The 19400-nt window shown below is 36.9% G+C and carries 19 protein-coding genes; 14 read left to right on the top strand and 5 right to left on the bottom strand.

The window, feature by feature from the left end; translation table 11 throughout:
• The first annotated feature begins 2 nt into the window (after nucleotides 1-2).
• The 6 genes from PB01_RS18155 (at nucleotide 3) to PB01_RS18130 (ending at nucleotide 5435) form a co-directional block, all read left to right on the top strand.
• A complete protein-coding gene (locus tag PB01_RS18155; protein WP_151701475.1) occupies nucleotides 3-986 on the top strand; it encodes a diaminopimelate dehydrogenase in 984 nt (327 codons plus the stop codon).
• A gap of 56 nt (nucleotides 987-1042) precedes the next feature.
• A complete protein-coding gene (locus PB01_RS18150) occupies nucleotides 1043-1987 on the top strand; it encodes a dipeptidase (RefSeq protein WP_151701474.1) in 945 nt (314 codons plus the stop codon).
• Nucleotides 1988-2131: 144 nt separating this feature from the next.
• The gene (locus PB01_RS18145) at nucleotides 2132-2605 is read left to right on the top strand and encodes a hypothetical protein (RefSeq protein ID WP_151701473.1); all 474 of its coding nucleotides are present in this window, start codon (nucleotides 2132-2134) and stop codon (nucleotides 2603-2605) included.
• 12 nt (nucleotides 2606-2617) lie between these two features.
• Nucleotides 2618-2992 (top strand): YobA family protein, encoded by a 375-nt coding sequence (locus PB01_RS18140; RefSeq protein ID WP_151701472.1) that lies wholly within the window; start codon nucleotides 2618-2620, stop codon nucleotides 2990-2992.
• A 493-nt stretch (nucleotides 2993-3485) separates the two neighbouring features.
• Nucleotides 3486-4658 (top strand): MFS transporter, encoded by a 1173-nt coding sequence (locus PB01_RS18135; protein WP_151701471.1) that lies wholly within the window; start codon nucleotides 3486-3488, stop codon nucleotides 4656-4658.
• A 159-nt stretch (nucleotides 4659-4817) separates the two neighbouring features.
• Nucleotides 4818-5435 carry an alpha/beta hydrolase gene (locus PB01_RS18130; RefSeq protein ID WP_151701470.1) on the top strand — a complete coding sequence of 206 codons (618 nt, stop codon included), beginning with the start codon at nucleotides 4818-4820 and terminating at the stop codon, nucleotides 5433-5435.
• A gap of 168 nt (nucleotides 5436-5603) precedes the next feature.
• Here the strand turns inward: PB01_RS18130 and PB01_RS18125 are convergent, their stop codons facing one another.
• Nucleotides 5604-7736: an MMPL family transporter gene (locus PB01_RS18125; protein ID WP_151701469.1), complete on the bottom strand. Its 2133-nt coding sequence runs from the start codon at nucleotides 7734-7736 to the stop codon at nucleotides 5604-5606.
• Nucleotides 7737-7842: 106 nt separating this feature from the next.
• On the opposite strand from PB01_RS18125, the gene PB01_RS18120 reads away from it, so the two are divergent.
• Complete coding sequence (locus PB01_RS18120; RefSeq protein ID WP_151701468.1) at nucleotides 7843-8475, top strand: pentapeptide repeat-containing protein; 633 nt, start codon at nucleotides 7843-7845, stop codon at nucleotides 8473-8475.
• A 42-nt stretch (nucleotides 8476-8517) separates the two neighbouring features.
• On the opposite strand, the gene PB01_RS18115 is transcribed toward PB01_RS18120, so the two are convergent.
• Together PB01_RS18115 and PB01_RS18110 are read right to left on the bottom strand one after the other, a co-directional pair.
• Nucleotides 8518-9516, bottom strand: coding sequence for an inorganic phosphate transporter (locus PB01_RS18115; protein ID WP_151701467.1), 999 nt, complete (start codon nucleotides 9514-9516; stop codon nucleotides 8518-8520).
• Between the two features lie 12 nt (nucleotides 9517-9528).
• Nucleotides 9529-10149: a DUF47 domain-containing protein gene (locus PB01_RS18110; RefSeq protein WP_151701466.1), complete on the bottom strand. Its 621-nt coding sequence runs from the start codon at nucleotides 10147-10149 to the stop codon at nucleotides 9529-9531.
• Nucleotides 10150-10465: 316 nt separating this feature from the next.
• Between PB01_RS18110 and PB01_RS18105 the strand changes: the two genes are divergently transcribed.
• The 5 genes from PB01_RS18105 to PB01_RS18085 all read left to right on the top strand — a co-directional run bounded on the left by PB01_RS18105 (nucleotide 10466) and on the right by PB01_RS18085 (nucleotide 15716).
• Nucleotides 10466-10975: an NfeD family membrane protein gene (locus PB01_RS18105; protein ID WP_318837483.1), complete on the top strand. Its 510-nt coding sequence runs from the start codon at nucleotides 10466-10468 to the stop codon at nucleotides 10973-10975.
• A 33-nt stretch (nucleotides 10976-11008) separates the two neighbouring features.
• Nucleotides 11009-12556 carry a flotillin lipid rafts scaffold protein FloT gene (locus PB01_RS18100; protein WP_391209974.1) on the top strand — a complete coding sequence of 516 codons (1548 nt, stop codon included), beginning with the start codon at nucleotides 11009-11011 and terminating at the stop codon, nucleotides 12554-12556.
• Nucleotides 12557-12724: 168 nt separating this feature from the next.
• A complete protein-coding gene (locus PB01_RS18095; protein ID WP_151701465.1) occupies nucleotides 12725-13660 on the top strand; it encodes an HD-GYP domain-containing protein in 936 nt (311 codons plus the stop codon).
• 166 nt (nucleotides 13661-13826) lie between these two features.
• Nucleotides 13827-15203 carry a class II fumarate hydratase gene (gene fumC, locus PB01_RS18090; RefSeq protein WP_151702111.1) on the top strand — a complete coding sequence of 459 codons (1377 nt, stop codon included), beginning with the start codon at nucleotides 13827-13829 and terminating at the stop codon, nucleotides 15201-15203.
• A 21-nt stretch (nucleotides 15204-15224) separates the two neighbouring features.
• Nucleotides 15225-15716 (top strand): PCYCGC motif-containing (lipo)protein, encoded by a 492-nt coding sequence (locus PB01_RS18085; protein ID WP_151701464.1) that lies wholly within the window; start codon nucleotides 15225-15227, stop codon nucleotides 15714-15716.
• 123 nt (nucleotides 15717-15839) lie between these two features.
• Here the strand turns inward: PB01_RS18085 and PB01_RS18080 are convergent, their stop codons facing one another.
• Both PB01_RS18080 and PB01_RS18075 read right to left on the bottom strand, forming a co-directional pair.
• Nucleotides 15840-16715: an anti-sigma-V factor RsiV gene (locus PB01_RS18080; protein WP_151701463.1), complete on the bottom strand. Its 876-nt coding sequence runs from the start codon at nucleotides 16713-16715 to the stop codon at nucleotides 15840-15842.
• Nucleotides 16712-17209, bottom strand: coding sequence for an RNA polymerase sigma factor SigV (locus PB01_RS18075; protein WP_151701462.1), 498 nt, complete (start codon nucleotides 17207-17209; stop codon nucleotides 16712-16714). Before PB01_RS18075 ends, PB01_RS18080 begins: the two co-directional genes overlap by 4 nt.
• Before the next feature lie 183 nt (nucleotides 17210-17392).
• Between PB01_RS18075 and PB01_RS18070 the strand changes: the two genes are divergently transcribed.
• Nucleotides 17393-18091 carry an ABC transporter ATP-binding protein gene (locus tag PB01_RS18070; protein ID WP_151701461.1) on the top strand — a complete coding sequence of 233 codons (699 nt, stop codon included), beginning with the start codon at nucleotides 17393-17395 and terminating at the stop codon, nucleotides 18089-18091.
• On the top strand, nucleotides 18081-19388 hold the full coding sequence (locus PB01_RS18065) for an ABC transporter permease (protein WP_151701460.1): 1308 nt from the start codon (nucleotides 18081-18083) through the stop codon (nucleotides 19386-19388). The genes PB01_RS18070 and PB01_RS18065 overlap by 11 nt, the downstream gene beginning before the upstream one ends.
• Nucleotides 19389-19400 lie beyond the last annotated feature (12 nt).

The raw sequence follows: 19400 nt of genomic DNA, 5'->3' as shown, positions 1-19400 counted from the left end.
GAATGAGCAAAATTCGAATTGGTATTGTAGGGTACGGAAATCTAGGGCGCGGTGTTCAATTTGCAATAAAGCAAAACCCAGATATGGAGCTGATAGCAGTATTCACAAGACGTGATCCATCAACTGTGCAAGTAAATGATGATTCGGTCGGCGTGTTTTTAATGGATAATGTAAAAGATTTCAAAGATAAAATAGATGTAATGATTTTATGTGGTGGTTCTGCAACAGATCTGCCAGAACAAACACCGCAACTTGCACAAGACTTCCATACTGTAGATAGCTTTGATACACATGCATTAATCCCACAGTTCTTTGAAAAAGTGGACAAATCAGCGAAAGCTTCAGACAAAGTAGGTATTATTTCTGTCGGATGGGATCCAGGCTTATTTTCATTAAATAGATTGCTTGGGGAAGTTGTTCTTCCAGAAGGAAATACCTATACATTTTGGGGAGATGGCTTAAGCCAAGGACATTCAGATGCAATACGCCGAATTGAAGGTGTCAAAAATGCGGTTCAATATACACTTCCTGTAAAAGAAGCTGTAGATCGTGTGCGTAAAGGAGAACAGCCTAGACTTTCTACAAGAGAAAAACATACGAGAGAATGCTTTGTTGTGTTACATGCAGATGCGAATCAAGAGCAAGTAGAACAACAAATCGTCACGATGCCAAATTATTTTTCCGATTATAATACGACAGTGCAATTTATTTCGGAAGAAGAATTTATAAGTAACCATAGTGGAATGCCTCATGGAGGTTTTGTCATTCGAAGTGGAGTAAGTGGAGCGAAGGAACAGCAGCTTATGGAATTTTCATTGAAACTAGATAGTAATCCAAACTTCACATCAAGTGTATTAGTTGCATATGCTAGAGCTGCCTACGGTCTAGGTAAAGCTGGTCAAAGTGGGGCAAAAACAGTTTATGATATTCCATTAGGCTTGTTATCACCTAAATCAGCAGAACAGCTAAGAGCAGAATTATTATAATAATAAAACCGGTGCCTCTTTCAAGAGTGCCGGTTTTTCTATAGGGGGAGAAGACTGTGAAAGTATACGATTTGCATTGTGATGTGTTAAATAAGCTAGGTAAGGCTGAAAACCCAATCCCTTTTGAAGATTCCCCATTGCTACAGGCTAACAAAAAAGCGTTAGAAGCTGGAGAAATAGCGCTTCAAGTATTTGCGGTGTTTGTATCAGAAGGGTTTCCAAAAGAGAAACAATTCATGGAAGCGATTCGCCAAATTGAATTTTTTCACACAGAAATTGTTGGAAAGCACGAGAACGTAGTTGCAATTTACAAGTGGGAGCAGCTACAAACATTGCAAGAGGGACAGATAGGTGCAGTTTTATCTCTAGAAGGCCTTGATATGATTGAAGGTGATATGCTTAAGCTGAAGTTTTTATTGTCCCATGGAGTTAAATTAGTAGGTCTAACATGGAACGGAGCTAATGAGGTTGCGGATGGTGCGTTGGAAAATTCGGGAACTGGATTAACATCATTTGGAGAAGAGGTTGTAGCTCTATTAAACGAACAAAATATTATTATCGACGTATCCCACTTGAGTGAAAAGTCATTTTGGGATGTATTAGAGAAAGCAAAGTGGCTCATGGCAAGTCACTCAAACGCTCGCTCAATTTGTGATTCGGTTAGAAATTTAACAGACGGTCAAATAAAAGCATTAATTAATAGAAATTCTCCCATTCACGTTGTGTATTATCCACAGTTTATTAACAATTCTAAAAAGCCTGTAGAGATACAAGACTTAGTGGAGCATGTGGATCATATTGCTTCTCTTGGTGGGAAAGATTTGATAGGATTGGGTTCAGACTTTGATGGAATCGGTGAATTTGTTTTAGGACTTGAAGATGCCTCGAAAACACAGAATTTCGTGGAGCATCTATTAAAAAGCTATTCTACTGGAGAAGTAGAAGGATTTACATCTCGAAACTTTGGGAGATTTGTGAAACAGATTAGCAAGGAGGAATAATAGTGAGTAGTTTACCCGATTGGTTTTTTGCAGTTGCGATTGCAGTAGTCATTTGTTTCGTCCTCGTTGCAGAATGGTTGACGCGAAGAGGGTAAAGAGTATGGTATACTAGAAAAATGAAAAACGAAGAGAAAGAGGAATCACATGCTAACATTTGAAGAAAAAGAAGCCATTATCCAAGAATTTACGCAGCTAACTAGAAAAGAAGTATCGATGAAACGAGTAAATTACCATTATGAAGCTAGCTTATATGAAAAAACAACTGTTATTTATCATCTTCATCCAAATGGAAATGGGTTTGTATACGTAGGAGATCTTCCACAATATGAGGAAGCTAATGATAAAGGACTATTGAATATTCGTGATGCTTCAGCAGACGAATTGAGAAAACTAATTAAAGACTCTATTGCTTATTTGTCTACCGAGGAAGAAGAGTTATTAGATGAAGAAGTAGAAGAAGAGTGGAAAAACAAAGAAGATTCGAAGTTAACACTATTACAAGAAGATACACTTTGGAATATTTATCATGGCTATAACTTAGAGGAAAGCTTTGGATCTTATGAAGAAGCAAAATCTTATCTTTTAGAAGAAGGCTTCCGCCTAGCTGGGAAGAAGTAGGGAGGTCTTTCTTTGAAAGGAAAATATACTGTTTTCATCATCTTAGCGGTTATACTTATTGCGATTGGAGCTACTTTTTATTTTGTAATGCAATTTTTCGAAAACAATCCAACTCAACCTCAACCGATAGGATATAGAACTGGCGTTATTGTGGAAATGAAGGACAACAGTATTCTGGTCGTGAGTGATATATCGGATGAGGAAGCAAGAAACCTCTCTGTCGATGAAGCAATGGATACTGGTAAAGATGCAACATGGTTTTCATTGACGATGGATCAGCGAAATCAGCTGAAACTCTATGATGAAGTGAAAGTAGGCTATGAAGCACTGGATGAGTCATTTCCAGCGCAAGGATCTGCAAAAACTGTTGAGAAGTTAAATGAGTAATAAAAGGGCCGATGTTAAGGGAGAACTCATCCTCATTACATCGGTTCTTTTTATGATTTTGCTTTATAATCGTTTCTTTTATCTATATATAAAGTACCGTCAATTTGAATTTCTGCGTAGAATACTTCTTTAATCGACGCCAAATCAAGCCTTCAAGCATTAGAATGTTTAAAAACGGTGTTTGCGGCAATAAAACCAATTGTATTACCTGTGACGTAATTAAAATAGGTTAGCGGATTTAATTGGCTCGCTCCAAGAATTCTAGTGAATAGTAATAATACGATGAATGAGCAAATTGTTCTTATCACGACTTCAAACAGTCAAAGCCCCCCATTTATAGAAGTGTCTCTCCTTTTGCTTGAAATAATACTTCGATTAATTAAGATAAAAGAGAATTGTTTAGATTAATTAATTTATAGAAGTATTGTTAAGAACTGTGAAACATGTTACTCTGTGGCGAGTATGTTTGTTTTAGAATGAAAGTAGGTATTTAATGACGAAAGATCAACGAAAGAAATTATTTGTACTAATGATAAATATGTTTATTGCAGTAGCGAGCTTTGGGATTATCATTCCAATACTACCCGCATATTTAAAGTCGATTGGACAAGGTGGAACTGCAGCAGGACTTATGATTGCTATTTTTGCAGGAGCGCAACTTATTATGTCTCCAATCGCAGGGAAATGGGCAGATCAATATGGAAGAAGAATAATGATAATCGCAGGTTTAAGCGGTTTAGCATTATCAATGTTTGTTTTTTATCTGTCTGATTCGGTTGGTATTTTGTATGTATCCCGTGTAATCGGTGGGGCGGGAGCTGCTTTATTAATCCCGGCAATCTTTGCTTACGTAGCGGATATCACAACCATGGATCAACGTGCAAAAGGGAATAGCTTCATTTCAGCGGCTATGTCACTTGGTATTGTGATTGGACCTGGAATCGGTGGATTTTTAGCAGATTTCGGTTTGAAAATGCCACTTCTTATTTCCGCAGTTGTTGGAGTTCTGGCGGTTATCTTTTCGATGTTTGTACTGAAGGAAAGCAAACCAGAAGACAGTGTTGCTGAAAATAAATCGGAGTCTATGGTTAAGGAGATTGGTCAATCGTTTAAAAAGCCCTATTTTATTCCACTTGTCATTACACTTGTAATGAGTTTTGGTTTGATGGCGTATGAATCTGTACTTGGCCTTTTTGTAGACAATGAGTTTGGTGCTTCTCCTCATGATATTGCATGGATGGTTACTGCTACAGGGATTGTTAGCGTAATAGTTCAGTTGTTTGCTGTAGATAAGATCGTACGCCGTTTTGGTGAGGCAAACGTATTGAAAATCTTCTTAGGTATCACCGCTTTAGGATTTCTCTTGTCCATCGTAGCTTCCAGTTATGCATTTTTCTTTGTAATTACCATGATTATTTTCCTCTCTACTTCTATTTTACGTCCAGTACTTACGACGCTAATCTCGAAGTTAGCAGGTCAAGAACAAGGCTTTGCAATGGGGATGAATAATGCATATATGAGTATAGGGAATGTGTTAGGCCCATTGCTTGCAGGCTTATTATATGATGTGCATATTATTTACCCATTTGTATTAGGATTGATAGTGCTACTTATTACAATGATCGGATCGATTTTGTGGAAGGGTGCGAAGAAAGTAGTAGTATAAGAAATGCTGTTCCGTAGAGAGACGGAGCGGCTTTTTTGTTGTAAATGCAGGTTATTTGGAAAAATATGAGTCTTAGCTGGAAATCTCTTTATTTGACGACAAAAATGATTCACGCTATAATTATCTCAAATTCGAGATAATTATAAAAGGAGTTTTAACATGAAGCATGTTTTTTATAAAGGGACAGATTCGAGGCGACCAACATTATTGCTTTTGCACGGTACAGGCGGAAATGAGCATGATTTAGTAGGTTTGGGTAAAGAAATAGACGGCTCGGCAAATATTTTAAGTGTTCGTGGAAATGTATTAGAAAATGGAATGCCTCGTTTTTTTAAACGCTTAGCTGAAGGTGTATTTGATATGGAGGATTTGAAGTTCCGAACAGAGGAATTGAAAATTTTTATGGATGAAGCAGCTGAAAACTATGAGTTTGATCGAGATAATGTGGTGGCTATTGGGTATTCTAATGGTGCAAACATCGCGGCAAATCTATTGTTTGAATATGAAAATGTTTTGAAGGGGGCTATTTTGCATCATCCAATGGTACCGAGACGTGATGTGGAATTACCTTCGCTTTTAGGAACTCCAGTATTCATCGGGGCGGGGAAAAACGATTTTATGTGCCCGGCTACGGAATCCGAGGATTTACGTGACATGTTACAAGATGCAGGAGCAGAAGTAGAGTTATTTTGGCATGCCCATGGACACCAATTAACGCAAGACGAAGTGCAAGCAGCGAAGGATTGGTATCAAACTAAGGTTAAATCGGAAGAGTAGGAGAATCGGTCGAATCAAGCTAATAATCGGTCGGAAACACAGAAGAATCGGTCGAATCAAGCTAATAATCGGTCGGAAACATAGGAGAATCGGTCGGATCAACCAAATAATCGGTCGAAAAACAAAAAAGCCAAGCAGAAAATTTTTTCTGCTTGGCTATTATCTTTCTTAATGCCATTTGCTTGCTTTATAAGGTCCTTTTCTGAAAGGCATCCACCAATTCCATTTGCCAAGTAGCTTCATTAAGCTTGGTACTAACAACAATCGAATAATGGATGCATCAATTGCGATCGCAATTGCAATGCCGACCCCAATTTGCTTAACTGGCATTACATCCGTAAATGCAAAGGCGCCTGTGATAACAATCATGATAAGTGCTGCGGACGTAATAATTTTACTAGTGGATGTGAGCCCTTCAATCGTAGCGGCCGTATTATCAAGACTTTTCGAATACTCTTCTTGAATCCGAGAAATTAAAAACACTTCATAGTCCATACTGAGTCCAAATACTAAACTAAACACAATAACAGGTATGATTAGTGCGATCGATGTTGGCTCTATTCCAAGATGTCCGTATTGGAAAATGTAGACGAGTATTCCGAAAGTAGAAGTGAGCCCGATCACATTCATAATAATAGCCTTTAAAGGGATTAATATAGAACGGAATGCAATCATTAAAATGACAAAAGTGGATCCTAAAATAATCGCTAGCAGTAGCCCGACTTTATTAAATATTTCATCGAAAATCTCTTGGTTGAATTTTGGGCGACCACCGATCATCGTATCTACGCCTAGATCTTTTTCCGACCATTCGCGAGCCCAATTTTGTGCCTCGGTAGAAGCGCCATTCAATTTAAGTGTTACAGGGATTAATAATTTATCTTTTTGAACAAATGTCTCAAGCAAAGGGGTTAACTGCCCTTTTATATCTAGAGCTTGCATGCTTTGCTCCCATTGCTCTACAGTAGAAATATTACTTGCTGTAAAGATGGAATTAACGGAATCGACATCTTTATCGGCTAGCAATTGATCTTCTAATTTCTTCATTTCTTTCAGACCTTCTGTATTGTCCCAACCATCTTTACGTTCTGCAATCATATAGATAGTCGACTTTTCACCTAAACCAAACTCCTTATCCATTAATTCAAAGGCTTGGCGAGAATCAAAAGATATTGGCAATGAATCGGCACTTGGAATAGCTAATTTCATATCTTTGACAGGAATAATACCAATCCCTAATACAATAAGCGCTACCAGTATTAATGGCACAGGGTGTTTCATTACATACGAGGCAAAGCTACGCCATCTATTAGAAGCTCCTGGTTTCACCCGTATAATCGTCCATTTATTAATATGATCTTTAAGTAAAAGCAGGATAGCTGGTAGCAATGTGACGGATGCTAAAACAGCCATCAATACGACAAGCATTCCACCTAACGCAATATTTTGGAAGATTTCCACTTTCATTACAAGCATCGCACCTAAACCGATAAACACACAAATTGCAGAGAAAATAATCGAGCGACCGGCAGTCAAAATAGCCGTTTGCACAGCTTCTTGGGCGGACTGTTTTAATCTTTCTTCTTTGTATCGATTGATTAGTAATAACGCAAAATCGATGCTAAGTGCTAAACCGAGCATTGGAATAATATTCATGACGAATATCGATAAATCCATTGTGCTACTAAACAAAGTCATCATCCCAAATGTGGATACGACTGTAATAATCCCAACGACAAGTGGTATAAACGCAGCAACTACACTTCCAAAAGCAAGTAAAAGAACGATGACCGCAATTGGTAAACCGATTGCCTCAGCGTTTACTAAATCTTGTTGGCTGGCGCTGTTAATATCTTTGTTAATAGCAGCCCCACCAGTTAATGTAACTCCTTTTTCGTCATTGATCGCTTTGCGTAACTTATCTACTACTCCTGGTAAATCATTTGTATCGCTATTAAAATGGAGCATCGCATAAGCAATATGATCCTTGTAAAGGGAGGTATCATCCAAGGGCGATTGAATGGATTCTGCAATATGTAGTCCTTCAATATTTGCTAAAGTCTTTTTTATTGTGTCATCGGTTGTATGATTGAACACGACAAACATTGTCTCAGCAGGGAGGTCAAACGTATCAGTCAGCTCGTTCATCACTTGTTGATGCTCACCGTCTGTTTTAAAACCGTCACCTTGCAATAACCCAGGCAAACGAATAGCAAAAATGGCTAAAATAATAAATAATATTAACCAAGCAAACAATATTGCTTTGTAGTAACGTGTCACTATGTTAGACAAAACTCTCATATATTTCCTCCTTACACCATATCTATTTCTTATTGTACTGGAAAGAAGTGAGAACATGCTAATATAATGTTAAAATAATAGCATCCATAAAAGGGAGGAATAAAAAATGAAAATTGCTCCACCGAAATTACCTAGTTCTCTACCGGATCTGGATATAAGTAAAGCACTTCTAGAAGATAATTATGTTTCCGGGGGTATTGTCACATCTTTACATTTGGAAGAAGTACAGGAAGATAAAATTATTTTTGATCAAATACACTTTCAACACATTTCTATGGAAGGCATCCGATTTCAACAAGTAGAATTTATCGATTGTTTATTTGAAAAATGTGATTTATCTAATGTCGATTTTGGGGACGCCGTTTTTTATCGAGTAGAAATACGAAACTCGAAATTATTAGGGTCTAACATTTCGCAAAGCAGATTAACCGAGGTGAAAATAGAAGATTCAGTTGCAAATTATATGAGTATTAGTTTTTCTAAACTCAAAAAAGTAGCATTTAAACAATCTACGCTAAATCGCGCTGATTTTATTGAAGCGTCATTTGATAAAGTAAGCTTTGAAAAATGTGAACTGGATGGGGCTAATTTTACGGAGACATCATTAAAAAATATTGATTTAAGTTCCAATACATATGAGCAACTTACCGTTTCCACGGAAAAGCTTGCAGATTGTACTGTATCTACCGAACAAGCAATAAGTTTTGCGAAATCTTTGGGCTTATTAATTAAAGATTGATGAATATAAAAAAAACTCGCCATTTCTAGCGAGGTTTTTTTCTTAAAAGAACAAGCTTAACATTCGGTAGATAACTGCTGCCAGTAATGCTGAAATTGGTAGTGTAATAATCCATGTAATGACGATTTTTTTGGCAACTCCCCAATGTACACTTTTCACACGTTGTGCAGATCCAACGCCCATAATAGCGGAAGAAATAACATGTGTTGTGGAAACAGGTAAGTGGATAGTAGTAGCTCCAAAAATGATTAATGCCGATGATAAGTCAGCTGCTGCTCCATTAATTGGGCGAATTTTCATAATCTTACCGCCAACAGTTTTGATGATTTTATATCCACCGATAGAAGTTCCAATACCCATTGCGGTTGCAGCAGCAATTCGAACCCACATTTGAATATCATCGGATGTTTGTAATTCTGCAGAGATCAAGGCCATTGTAATAATCCCCATCGCTTTTTGGGCATCGTTCGTACCATGTGTAAATGACTGAAGTGCAGCAGTACCAATTTGGAATATACGAAAACCTTTATTTGTTCCGTATAAGCTTGTATTTTTAAAGAGCACTTTGAATAATGACATCATTAAGAATCCAACAGCAAGCGCTAAAAATGGAGATATTAATAATGCTTCTAATATCTTGATAAACCCAGCATAGTTTAAAATAGTCAGTCCAGCTGCAGAGATAGCTGCGCCGGCAATAGAACCGATTAAAGCATGTGATGAGCTGGATGGAATACCAAAATACCAAGTGACTAAATTCCATATAATAGCTGACAATAAAGCAGCTAAAATAACGAGTGAACCGTTTTGTAAAGCAAAAGGATCTACAATATCTTTCGTAATCGTTTTAGCTACTCCAGTAAAAGTAAGCGCTCCAACAAAGTTCATACATGCAGCCATTAGAATAGCAACTCTAGGCTTTAGTGCCCTTGTGGATACAGATGTTGCTATTGCATTAGCTGTATCATGAAATCCATTAATAAAGTCGAAACCAAGTGCGAAAATTACGACTAAAATTGTAAGAATGAGAGTATATTCCATATGTACGTACTCCTACGCATTACGCATGATAATTGCTTCAATCGTAGTTGCTACGTTTTGACAATAATCCGCGACTTCTTCTAATTTTTCATATATATCTTTAAATTGAATAATTCGGATTGGATCTTTTTCTTTTAAAAACAATTGTTTAACAGACGAACGGAGTACTTCGTCACATTTACGCTCGTAGTCCTTAATAAGAACAGAGTGTTCATGCATCTTAAGTAGTTTTTTCTGTGCAAGAAGTTCCATAGCCTTTACAATTTCATCTGTACTTTTCGTAATATACCCTAAAAACGTACGCATGGAATCATCTATTTCAATAAGTGAGAACATTTCTAAATGGGCTGTAAAATCATCAATACCATCTAAAATATCGTCCATTCTAATAGATAATTGTAAAATGTCTTCTCGTTCAATCGGAGTCATAAACGATTTGTTCAACTTTACGATCAAATCATGAATTAATTTATCTCCTGCAGTCTCATAATTTTTAAGATGAACACTAATTTCTTTTAAGTCAGAAACAGTATTAATTTTAAAATCATCTGCGTAGTGAGCAGCTTCTTGAACGTTTTGAGCAATTTTTAATAAGGAAGAAAAAAATGGGTCTGGTTTTCTTGAACTAATCATAAAAGCCTCCTGGACTTTAAGAATTTTTTGTCGTCACTAATCTCAAATATCATAACAAAAAAACCGCAAAATCTACACAGTTTTTACTTCTATATTACGAAATTTACAATCCTGTAACATTACTTCCTAAAATAAGGGTAGAAACAAGGTTTTGTAAGCGTTTTCTTTTCTTATTATTCAATTTTTTGAGGAAATTGTCGAATGATTAGGTAGGATTTTTTATGAATGAAATATTTTCTTGTAAAAAAGTAAAAATGTGAAACTTTCTGAATTTGGAATCGTATAGATAATTAGATGGTAAGTAAACAAGAAAGGAGTGATAAAAATCGAACAAATCTTTTTATATGGTTTAATTATTATAGGGCTAATCACGATTTTATATGTATTGTTTGCGGATGCAATTGATGGTATGGATGCGGGTATTTTTAACCCAACTGTGTTTTTGTCATTTGTTTTATTCGTATGTGCGACTGGCTTTATATTATTAAAACTTACCGAGTGGAGTAATACGGTTATTATTATCACTGCATTTATTGTTTCTAGCATTTTATCGTTTTTATTATATTATTTTGTTTTGCTACCGCTGTCGTCTGCGGAGGTTTCTACCGCATATAGAGACGAATCGTTGCAAGGGTCAGTTGGGAAAGTAATCGTTCCAATTCCTAAGGATGGATTTGGAGAGATTGTCATTGAAACAGTGAACGGGCTACTTTCTAAACGAGCAGCAGAATATGACAATGAAGAAGTTGACTATGGAAAACAAGTGTTAATCATTGAAGTAGCAGGTGGTACATTTCTTGTTAAAGAGTATGAACCATTGAAATAACGAATAGGGGGAAGAAGAATGCAAGGTATAGATATGGGTCTTTTAATCGTAATTGGGGTCGTTGTGTTTGTTATAGTAATAATGCTTGCGGTGTATGTGACAAAGTACCGAACAGTTGGACCAGATGAAGCTTTAATCGTAACAGGAAGTTATTTAGGGTCGAAAAATGTACATACAGACGACTCTGGAAACCGTATTAAGATCATTCGTGGTGGAGGTACATTTGTCTATCCGGTATTTCAACAAGCCCAACCACTTAGCTTATTATCGAGCAAATTAGAGGTTACAACACCAGAAGTATATACGGAGCAAGGGGTTCCGGTGATGGCTGACGGAACAGCTATTATAAAAATTGGTGGTTCTATTTCTGAGATTGCAACTGCGGCGGAACAATTTCTAGGGAAATCAAAAGCAGATCGGGAAAACGAAGCGAAGGAAGTATTAGAAGGCCATTTGCGTTCTATATTAGGTTCTATGACAGTTGAAGAAATTTATAAAAATCGTGACAAGTTTTCTCAGGAAGTTCAACGTGTTGCTTCTCAAGACTTAGCGAAGATGGGTCTAATCATCGTTTCTTTTACTATTAAAGATGTTCGAGATAAAAATGGCTATTTAGATTCTCTTGGAAAACCAAGAATTGCTCAAGTAAAACGAGATGCAGACATCGCTACGGCAGAAGCAGAAAAAGAAACACGCATAAAACGTGCGGAGGCTTCAAAGGATGCGCAGCGTGCTGAGATAGAAAGAGCAACTGAAATTGCGGAAGCGGAAAAAGAGAACCAACTAAAAGTAGCAGAGTATCGCAGGGAGCAAGACGTTGCAAAAGCACGTGCTGACCAAGCATATGAATTACAAACTGCAAAATCGAAACAAGAAGTTACTGAACAAGAAATGCAAATTCAAATTATTGAACGTCAAAAGCAAATTGAATTAGAAGAAAAAGAGATACTACGTCGTGAGAAGCAATATGATTCTGAAGTAAAGAAAAAAGCAGATGCGGACCGCTATGCAATTGAACAAAATGCTGCAGCTGCAAAGTCTCGTGAAATGGCAGAAGCAGACGCAGAGAAGTATCGAATTGAAGCGAAAGCAAAAGCAGATGCAGAAAAAGTACGTTTAGACGGACTTGCAAAAGCAGATTCACAAAGAGCGCAAGGGGAATCAGAAGCAGATGTTATTCGATTAAAAGGTCTTGCAGAAGCAGAGGCAAAACGTAAAATTGCCGAAGCATTTGAAATGTATGGGCAAGCAGCAGTGCTAGATATGATTGTTCACATGTTGCCTGAATATGCGAAACAAATTGCAAGTCCGCTTTCCAACATCGACAAAATTACAGTAGTGGACACAGGAAGTGGAGAAGGCGGAGGGGCAAACAAGATCACCTCTTATGCAACTAATTTAATGTCTACACTACAAGAAACATTAAAAGCGTCTTCAGGGATAGATGTAAAAGAAATGCTTGAGAACTACGCTGGAAAAGGAAATATTCGTCCAAGCATTGAACAACTAACACAAGAAGTGAAGCAGGCAAACCTTAAACAACCAGCAGAGCAATTAGTTAACATAGAAGAAGTTAAGTAGAATAATAAGTAAAAAAGTCCGGACGCAATTATGCGTTTCGGCTTTTTTTTATGTAAGCTTGTTCTTTCTTCTCAAGATATTGTGCTAGTGTAAAAATTTAAACTACTTGTTATAATGAAATTAACAGTATTTCATCGATTTTCGACAAAATGACCTATGGAGGTACATATGAGTAAACCGAAAAATCAATCTTACCGTAATTACGAACAAAATGGTTATCCTGTACTTCGTTTAGGCTATGCAAATGTTATTTTGCTTGGAAGATGGGATGGTTTGTCGAATGCCCTTTTTTCATTGCACAATAACAGTACTTTTTGGGTGAAATACGATATGGGAGATAGTGATGAAGTAATAGAATCTTATACACTTCTCGATGGGACATTAGAAATGGAATATGAAGGGATGAGACGCATAATAGAAATCGGAGAAACGATCGATGCGTCTAAATATGAAAATATTATTTCGTTCTATGGTGAAACAGAGGCAGAGATTCTCATTAAAATGAATTTTGAAAAATTTGAACCAAGTTTTTTCGAATCGAAACTTCTTCAAAAAGAGGCGGATGTAATCGAAGAAATTGACGGTTATACCTATATGCATTGCAATCGTATTAAAGATTACTCGTTAGAAGTTTGGAATTATCTTAAGTTACCGGTAGAAAGTCTGAGTAGACTTAGGTGGGGAGCTTATTTTCATGATATCGGCAAACGAGTTATACCTATAGAAATATTAAACAAACCTGGAAAACTAACTTCGGAAGAATGGGAAATCATGAAAACCCATACGACAGAAGGTGCGGAAATTATGCGAAACCATTCAGTAAAATGGTTGGAAGATAGTGCATTTATAGTTGAACAGCATCATGAAAGATATGATGGAAAAGGATATCCTTATGGTCTAAGAGGAGAAGAAATTACGCTTGAAGCTTCCATTGTTTCAGTTGTTGATGCTTTTGACGCGATGACAACAGATAGAGTGTATAAGAAGGCTTTGTCTATAAAGGAAGCTGTGAAAGAACTTGAAAAAGGAAAAGGCACACAATTTAAACCTGTCGTTGTAGATGCTTTAATCGACATATTAAAGAATAAACAGTTTAGATGGTAATAAGTAATGCCAACTGACTCTTGTATATAGAGAATAACTTTGGTTACCGGAATAATGTCAAAGTATGGAGTTGAATGATTCCGCGAAGCCACTTTTATTGTAGAAGAACATCATGAACGATATGATGGAAAAAACAACGAGTAGCAATAAGAAGGGATGGAGAAAAATGTCTTATCGTATGGAGCATGATTCTATGGGAGAAGTTAAAGTTCCACAAGAAAGTCTTTGGGGAGCCCAAACGCAAAGATCGAAAGAAAACTTTAAAATCGGCAATGAAAAAATGCCAATTGGTGTTGTTCATGGTCTTGCCCTACTAAAAAAATCTGCCGCAATTGTAAGTCATTCACTTGGCAATTTATCCGAAGCTAAAAGGGATGCTATCTCCACGGCAGCGGATGAAATTCTTGCAGGTAAACTAGATGCACATTTCCCGTTAGTTGTTTGGCAAACAGGTAGTGGCACACAATCGAATATGAATGTGAATGAAGTGATCGCTCATCGTGGTAATCAAATCCTTAAAGAAAAAGGGAGTGAGGAGCTTCTTCATCCGAATGATGATGTTAACAAATCACAAAGTTCGAATGATACGTTCCCGACAGCACTTCATATTGCTGGTGTACTTGCAGTAGAAAAAAAGCTTTTACCAGCAATTGATGTGTTAAAAGAAACGCTTGGGAAAAAATCAGCGCAATTCATGGATATCGTGAAAATCGGTCGTACGCATTTACAGGATGCAACGCCTTTATCGCTTGGACAAGAATTCAGTGGTTGGCATAGAATGCTAGAAAAATCAGCGAAAATGATATCGCAAAGTGTGCAAGACATGAAAGAGTTGGCGATTGGTGGAACTGCAGTGGGGACAGGTCTAAATGCTCCAAAGGAATTCGGTGATTTAGTTGCCGCTGAAATTTCCAAAGCATTAGGAATTGAATTCACTTCTGCTAAAAACAAATTCCACTCCTTAACAAGTTATGACGATGTTGTATATGTACACGGAGCAGTCAAGGCACTTGCAGCAGATTTAATGAAAATCGCAAATGATGTTCGCTTGCTTGCAAGTGGCCCACGTTCAGGTATTGGGGAAATTTCTATTCCTGAAAATGAACCGGGTAGCTCCATTATGCCTGGTAAAGTGAACCCAACTCAAAGTGAAGCGATGACGATGGTAGTTGCTCAAGTAATGGGGAACGATACTACGATTAGTTTTGCGGCAAGCCAAGGGAATTATCAGTTGAATGTTTTCAAACCAGTAATCATTCATAATTTTTTACAGTCAGTTGGTTTATTAAGTGATGCCATCATTAGTTTTAATAACAATTGTGCAATTGGAATTGAGCCTAATTTGGAAACGATTCAACATCATGTGAACAACTCATTAATGCTCGTAACTGCCTTAAATCCATATATCGGGTATGAAAATGCTGCGAGAATTGCAAAGTATGCACATAAAAATGGAACGACATTGAAGGAAGCAGCTGTGGCATTAGAGCTACTAACTGCTGAAAAGTTTGATGAAATCGTACGACCTGAAAAAATGATTTAATCGAAAGAGGAAGTTTATAATATGAAAAAATTATTATTCATATTTGTTAGTGCTTTATTAGTCCTATCTGCATGTGGCCAGAAAGAGGCGAAAGAAAATCATGCAGACCACGAAAATCATATTGCGCATTTAACAAATGGAGACTTACAAGAGACAACTGCATCAGCTGAGGTAATACCAACATTTTTAGACAATCAATCTGAAGATATGAAACTTGTCTACCAAGCTGCGGCAAAAGCAAACAATATCTTGAAATGGATCCCTTGCTACTGTGGTTGTGGAGATAGCGCTGGTCATCTAAGTAATTTTAACTGCTTCGTTCATGAGATAAAAGAAAATGGAGACGTCGTATGGGATGATCATGGAACACGCTGCCAAGCTTGCCTTGATACTGCAGTCATGTCGATCAACATGGTACAACAAGGAAAGTCTCTTCTAGAAATTAGAAAAGCAATTGATGAAGCATATAAAGAAGGATATGCAGCACCAACTGATACTCCGATTCCATCCTAAATTAAAAACCTGCTACTTCTCACAGATTGTGATAAGTAGCAGGTTTTTTGAATTGAATGAATGCTTTGTGGATATTGAAGCCAACTAATCGAATTACAATTTAGCTCATAATACACTTCTACTTCATTTAATATAATAATTACTTATTAAATTAGATTCAATCACTTCTGTTGGAATCTCAAATGTAACGACGCCCATATAACCAGGAGCCACTTCGTATTTATCAAAAGAAATTGTCAGCTTGTGATCTTTTGTAATAGAGAAAGTTTGGTCTGGGCGGATCTCTTCGAAGGATTCAAAATCTGCTTCGCTACCAACCCAGTAAGTAATATCTTCATCCGCCGCCATTTGCTTGATCATTTCTTCTTTAATATAAGTAGAAATGGCTTCTATATATTGATCGTCTTTAAATAAGCTCGGCAATGTGATGAGAATCTCATTTTTCTTATCGATTGTATCTGTTCGCATCGTGGTAGACGATGAACCAACTGTATTCACTACATAACGGCTTATCGACAGAATATCATCTGTGTCAGTCACTACTTCATACGTAGATTCCATTCCTAGATGGCCACCACCCTCTGCCTCTATCACTTTCATATCTTTTTGAAAGTCTTTATACAGAGCTTCGTTTTCTGCAATGTATTTTTCATTTAACGTTTTTTCTAATTCTTTATTTTCGAGTCCAGTTACACCTGGTGTTTTTAACTCTGCATTATAAGTGTCTTTAGCAACTTGAATTTCTTGTAAAGTTACAACCTGAACAATTGAACCAAGGACAGGGACAGTGGAAAGGGATTGGGCTAATGCAGGACTTATGTTCACGCTTGTAATAAATAACGTTGCCGCTGCTGCTATGCCGATTCCCCACTGTTTGATTGGTTTATTTTTTGGTTGCTTTTTTTGGGCTTTTCGAATGGAGGTTTGAACTACTTGTGATAACTCTTCTGGAATTTCAATGTCGTCATACTGTTTTTTAGAATCATTTAACTTACTCATACATCCACCTTCTCTTCCATATTGGATCGTAATTTCCTCAGTGCTGCATATAATCTTGTTTTAATAGTATTCGTGTTTTCTCCAAGGGTTGTTGCAATGTCTTCAATTTTCATATCCTCAAAAAAGCGAAGAATAATAATCGTTTTATAAACCGGAGGTAAATGGTCAACTGCCTCATATAAATCAATATCAGGAATTTCGTTTTCATGCACTGGAAGATGAAAATCCAGTACATTATCTTCTACTACAATTACTCGTTTATTTTTGTGAATCAAGTCAATCGACGTGTTAATTAGAATTCGATAAAACCACGTTTTTAAATAGTGAATTTCCTCAAGGGAATCGATGGAGCGCAGAGCCTTCATAATACTTTCCTGAATAATATCTAATGCAGATTCCTTGTTTTTTACATAGCTAAATGCTAACCGGTAATGTGCATTTTGATTTTCTACTATATAGTTTTCAACTAGCTGAAATTTTTCTTTTTTCGTCATGACATAGATATACTCCTTTTCCCCGTATCGCGATTACGTATTAATTATTAGACGGGCGACTGGTGCGGAAAGTTTGATTTAACAAAAACAATATTTCTTAAGAAATTCTTCATTATTATCCTTCTTAAATGTTAAGAAACAAACGGTACACTAACTAAGTAGCAATACGGAAGGAGAAAATAAATGATACAAGTACAGAACGTCAATCATACATTTCTAATAGGGAAAAAAGGGAAGGAAAAGAAAGTTCCTGTATTAAAAGGATTATCCTTTGAAGTACAAGAAGGGGAAATCGTAGCAATTGTAGGGAAAAGCGGCTCGGGAAAATCTACGTTACTACATACAATAGCGGGTTTTATGAACCCGGAAAATGGCTCCATCACTGTTAATGGACAGGAAACAGCGTACTTGAATGAAACAGAGAGAGCGCAGTTTAGATTAAACAATTTCGGTTTCATTTTTCAAAACTTTCAACTGATGCCAGGTTTAACGGCATTTGAAAATGTGGAGCTGCCACTTAAATTAAAAGGAGTACCTTCCAAGGAAAGATTAGCAAGTGTGAAGCAACTAATGAAAAAAGTAGGGCTAGAGGGAGTGGCGGACCACTATCCAAATGAGTTATCTGGAGGACAGCAACAACGTGTTAGTATTGCGCGTGCGCTTATTACAAATCCACCAATTCTATTTGCTGACGAACCAACAGGAAGTTTGGACTCAGAAACGGAGCAGGATATTTTGTTACTAATTCAAAATCTCAATCAAACACTGGGTGTCACTTTTGTCATAATTACACACGATGAAGAGGTTGCAAGTATTGCGCATCGTAAATTTAGAATGCGTGACGGCGAATTAGTGAAGGGAGATACAAATCATGTTATTTAAAGATCAAGTCGATTTTGTACGTCAACACATTAAAAAGAATAAACTCCGTGTATTTATGACTGTACTCGCTGCAACGATGGGCTGTGCATTTCTAATCGTCCTTGCTTCCATTGGGTTTGGCATTCAAGATACCATGCGTAAAGAAATATTAGAAGATCAAGCGATTACAGAAGTGGAAGTGTATCAAAATGAAGGTGAATCACTTGATATTACCAAAATTAAAGGGATAGAGCATGTGCATGCAATCGTCCAAAGAACTCGCATGGATGCACTTGCATTTTCTCAGATAGAAGATCGTTCCATAGAAACAAATATGCTACTCACAAATTTTGAGGAAGAAAAAAAGTCGAATCTTAAGTTGTCAGAAGGAAAGATGCCTACTAAGGCAAATGAAATAATTGTAGGGTATCAGTTTGCACAGAATTTATTAAATGATGCTGAACGTAAAGAAATGGAGCAAAGCCAAGGTACGGCAGATACAGCCAAACCAATGGGAGGTTACAAGGATTCCTTAATTGGAAAAACAATTACAATGGCAATTAAGTCATATGATACAGAAGAAGTGTTTCCCGAGAAATATAATTTTACAATTGTAGGGATAACTGAAAAATCGGCAAAAGATTGGATCGTCGATACAAATGTGTTATTGGATGAATCATGGAAAGATAAGTTTAAGGATATGTATGTTGCCAATGCAGAAGAAGCAGTAATAGAGTCGGATTTGTTTAATACGCAAACAAAAATTTATACGTCTAGCTTAGAGCATGTGAAATCAGTGACAGAAGAATTAAAGAAAATGGGCTATAGCGTTTATTCGGTATCAGAACAATTAGAGCAATTAGATGTCTTTTTCATGGCATTTAAAATTGGTTTAATCTTTGTAGGGACGATTGCTGTGTTAATTTCATCGATTGGTATATTTAATACAATGACAATGGCCGTAACTGAAAGAACTCGTGAAATTGGTGTCATGAAAGCAATTGGGGCTAGTCCGAAACTGATTCAGCGCTTGTTCTTAATGGAAAGTGCTTGGATTGGTATTATTGGTACAGTACTTGCAGTGATTATTTCATATGTGGTTAGTTTCCTGTCGAACTGGATATTGCCGATGGTTGTTGGAGCGGCATTAGGTGAGGATAAGTTGCAAGACTTATCGATTAAATTCTCATTGATACCTTGGCAACTTGTGGTGATCGCATCTGTTATTAGTATCGGAGTGGCAATGGTGTCTGGATGGAGACCAGCAAGAAAAGCAACGAAAATTGATGTGATTCAAGCTTTAAGACAAGAATTGTAAGACAAAGGTCGT

This window comes from Psychrobacillus glaciei, from assembly GCF_008973485.1.
Classification (GTDB): domain Bacteria; phylum Bacillota; class Bacilli; order Bacillales_A; family Planococcaceae; genus Psychrobacillus; species Psychrobacillus glaciei.
The sequence above is the reverse complement of the archived record's forward strand: the minus strand, read 5'-3'. Positions and strand labels throughout refer to the sequence as shown.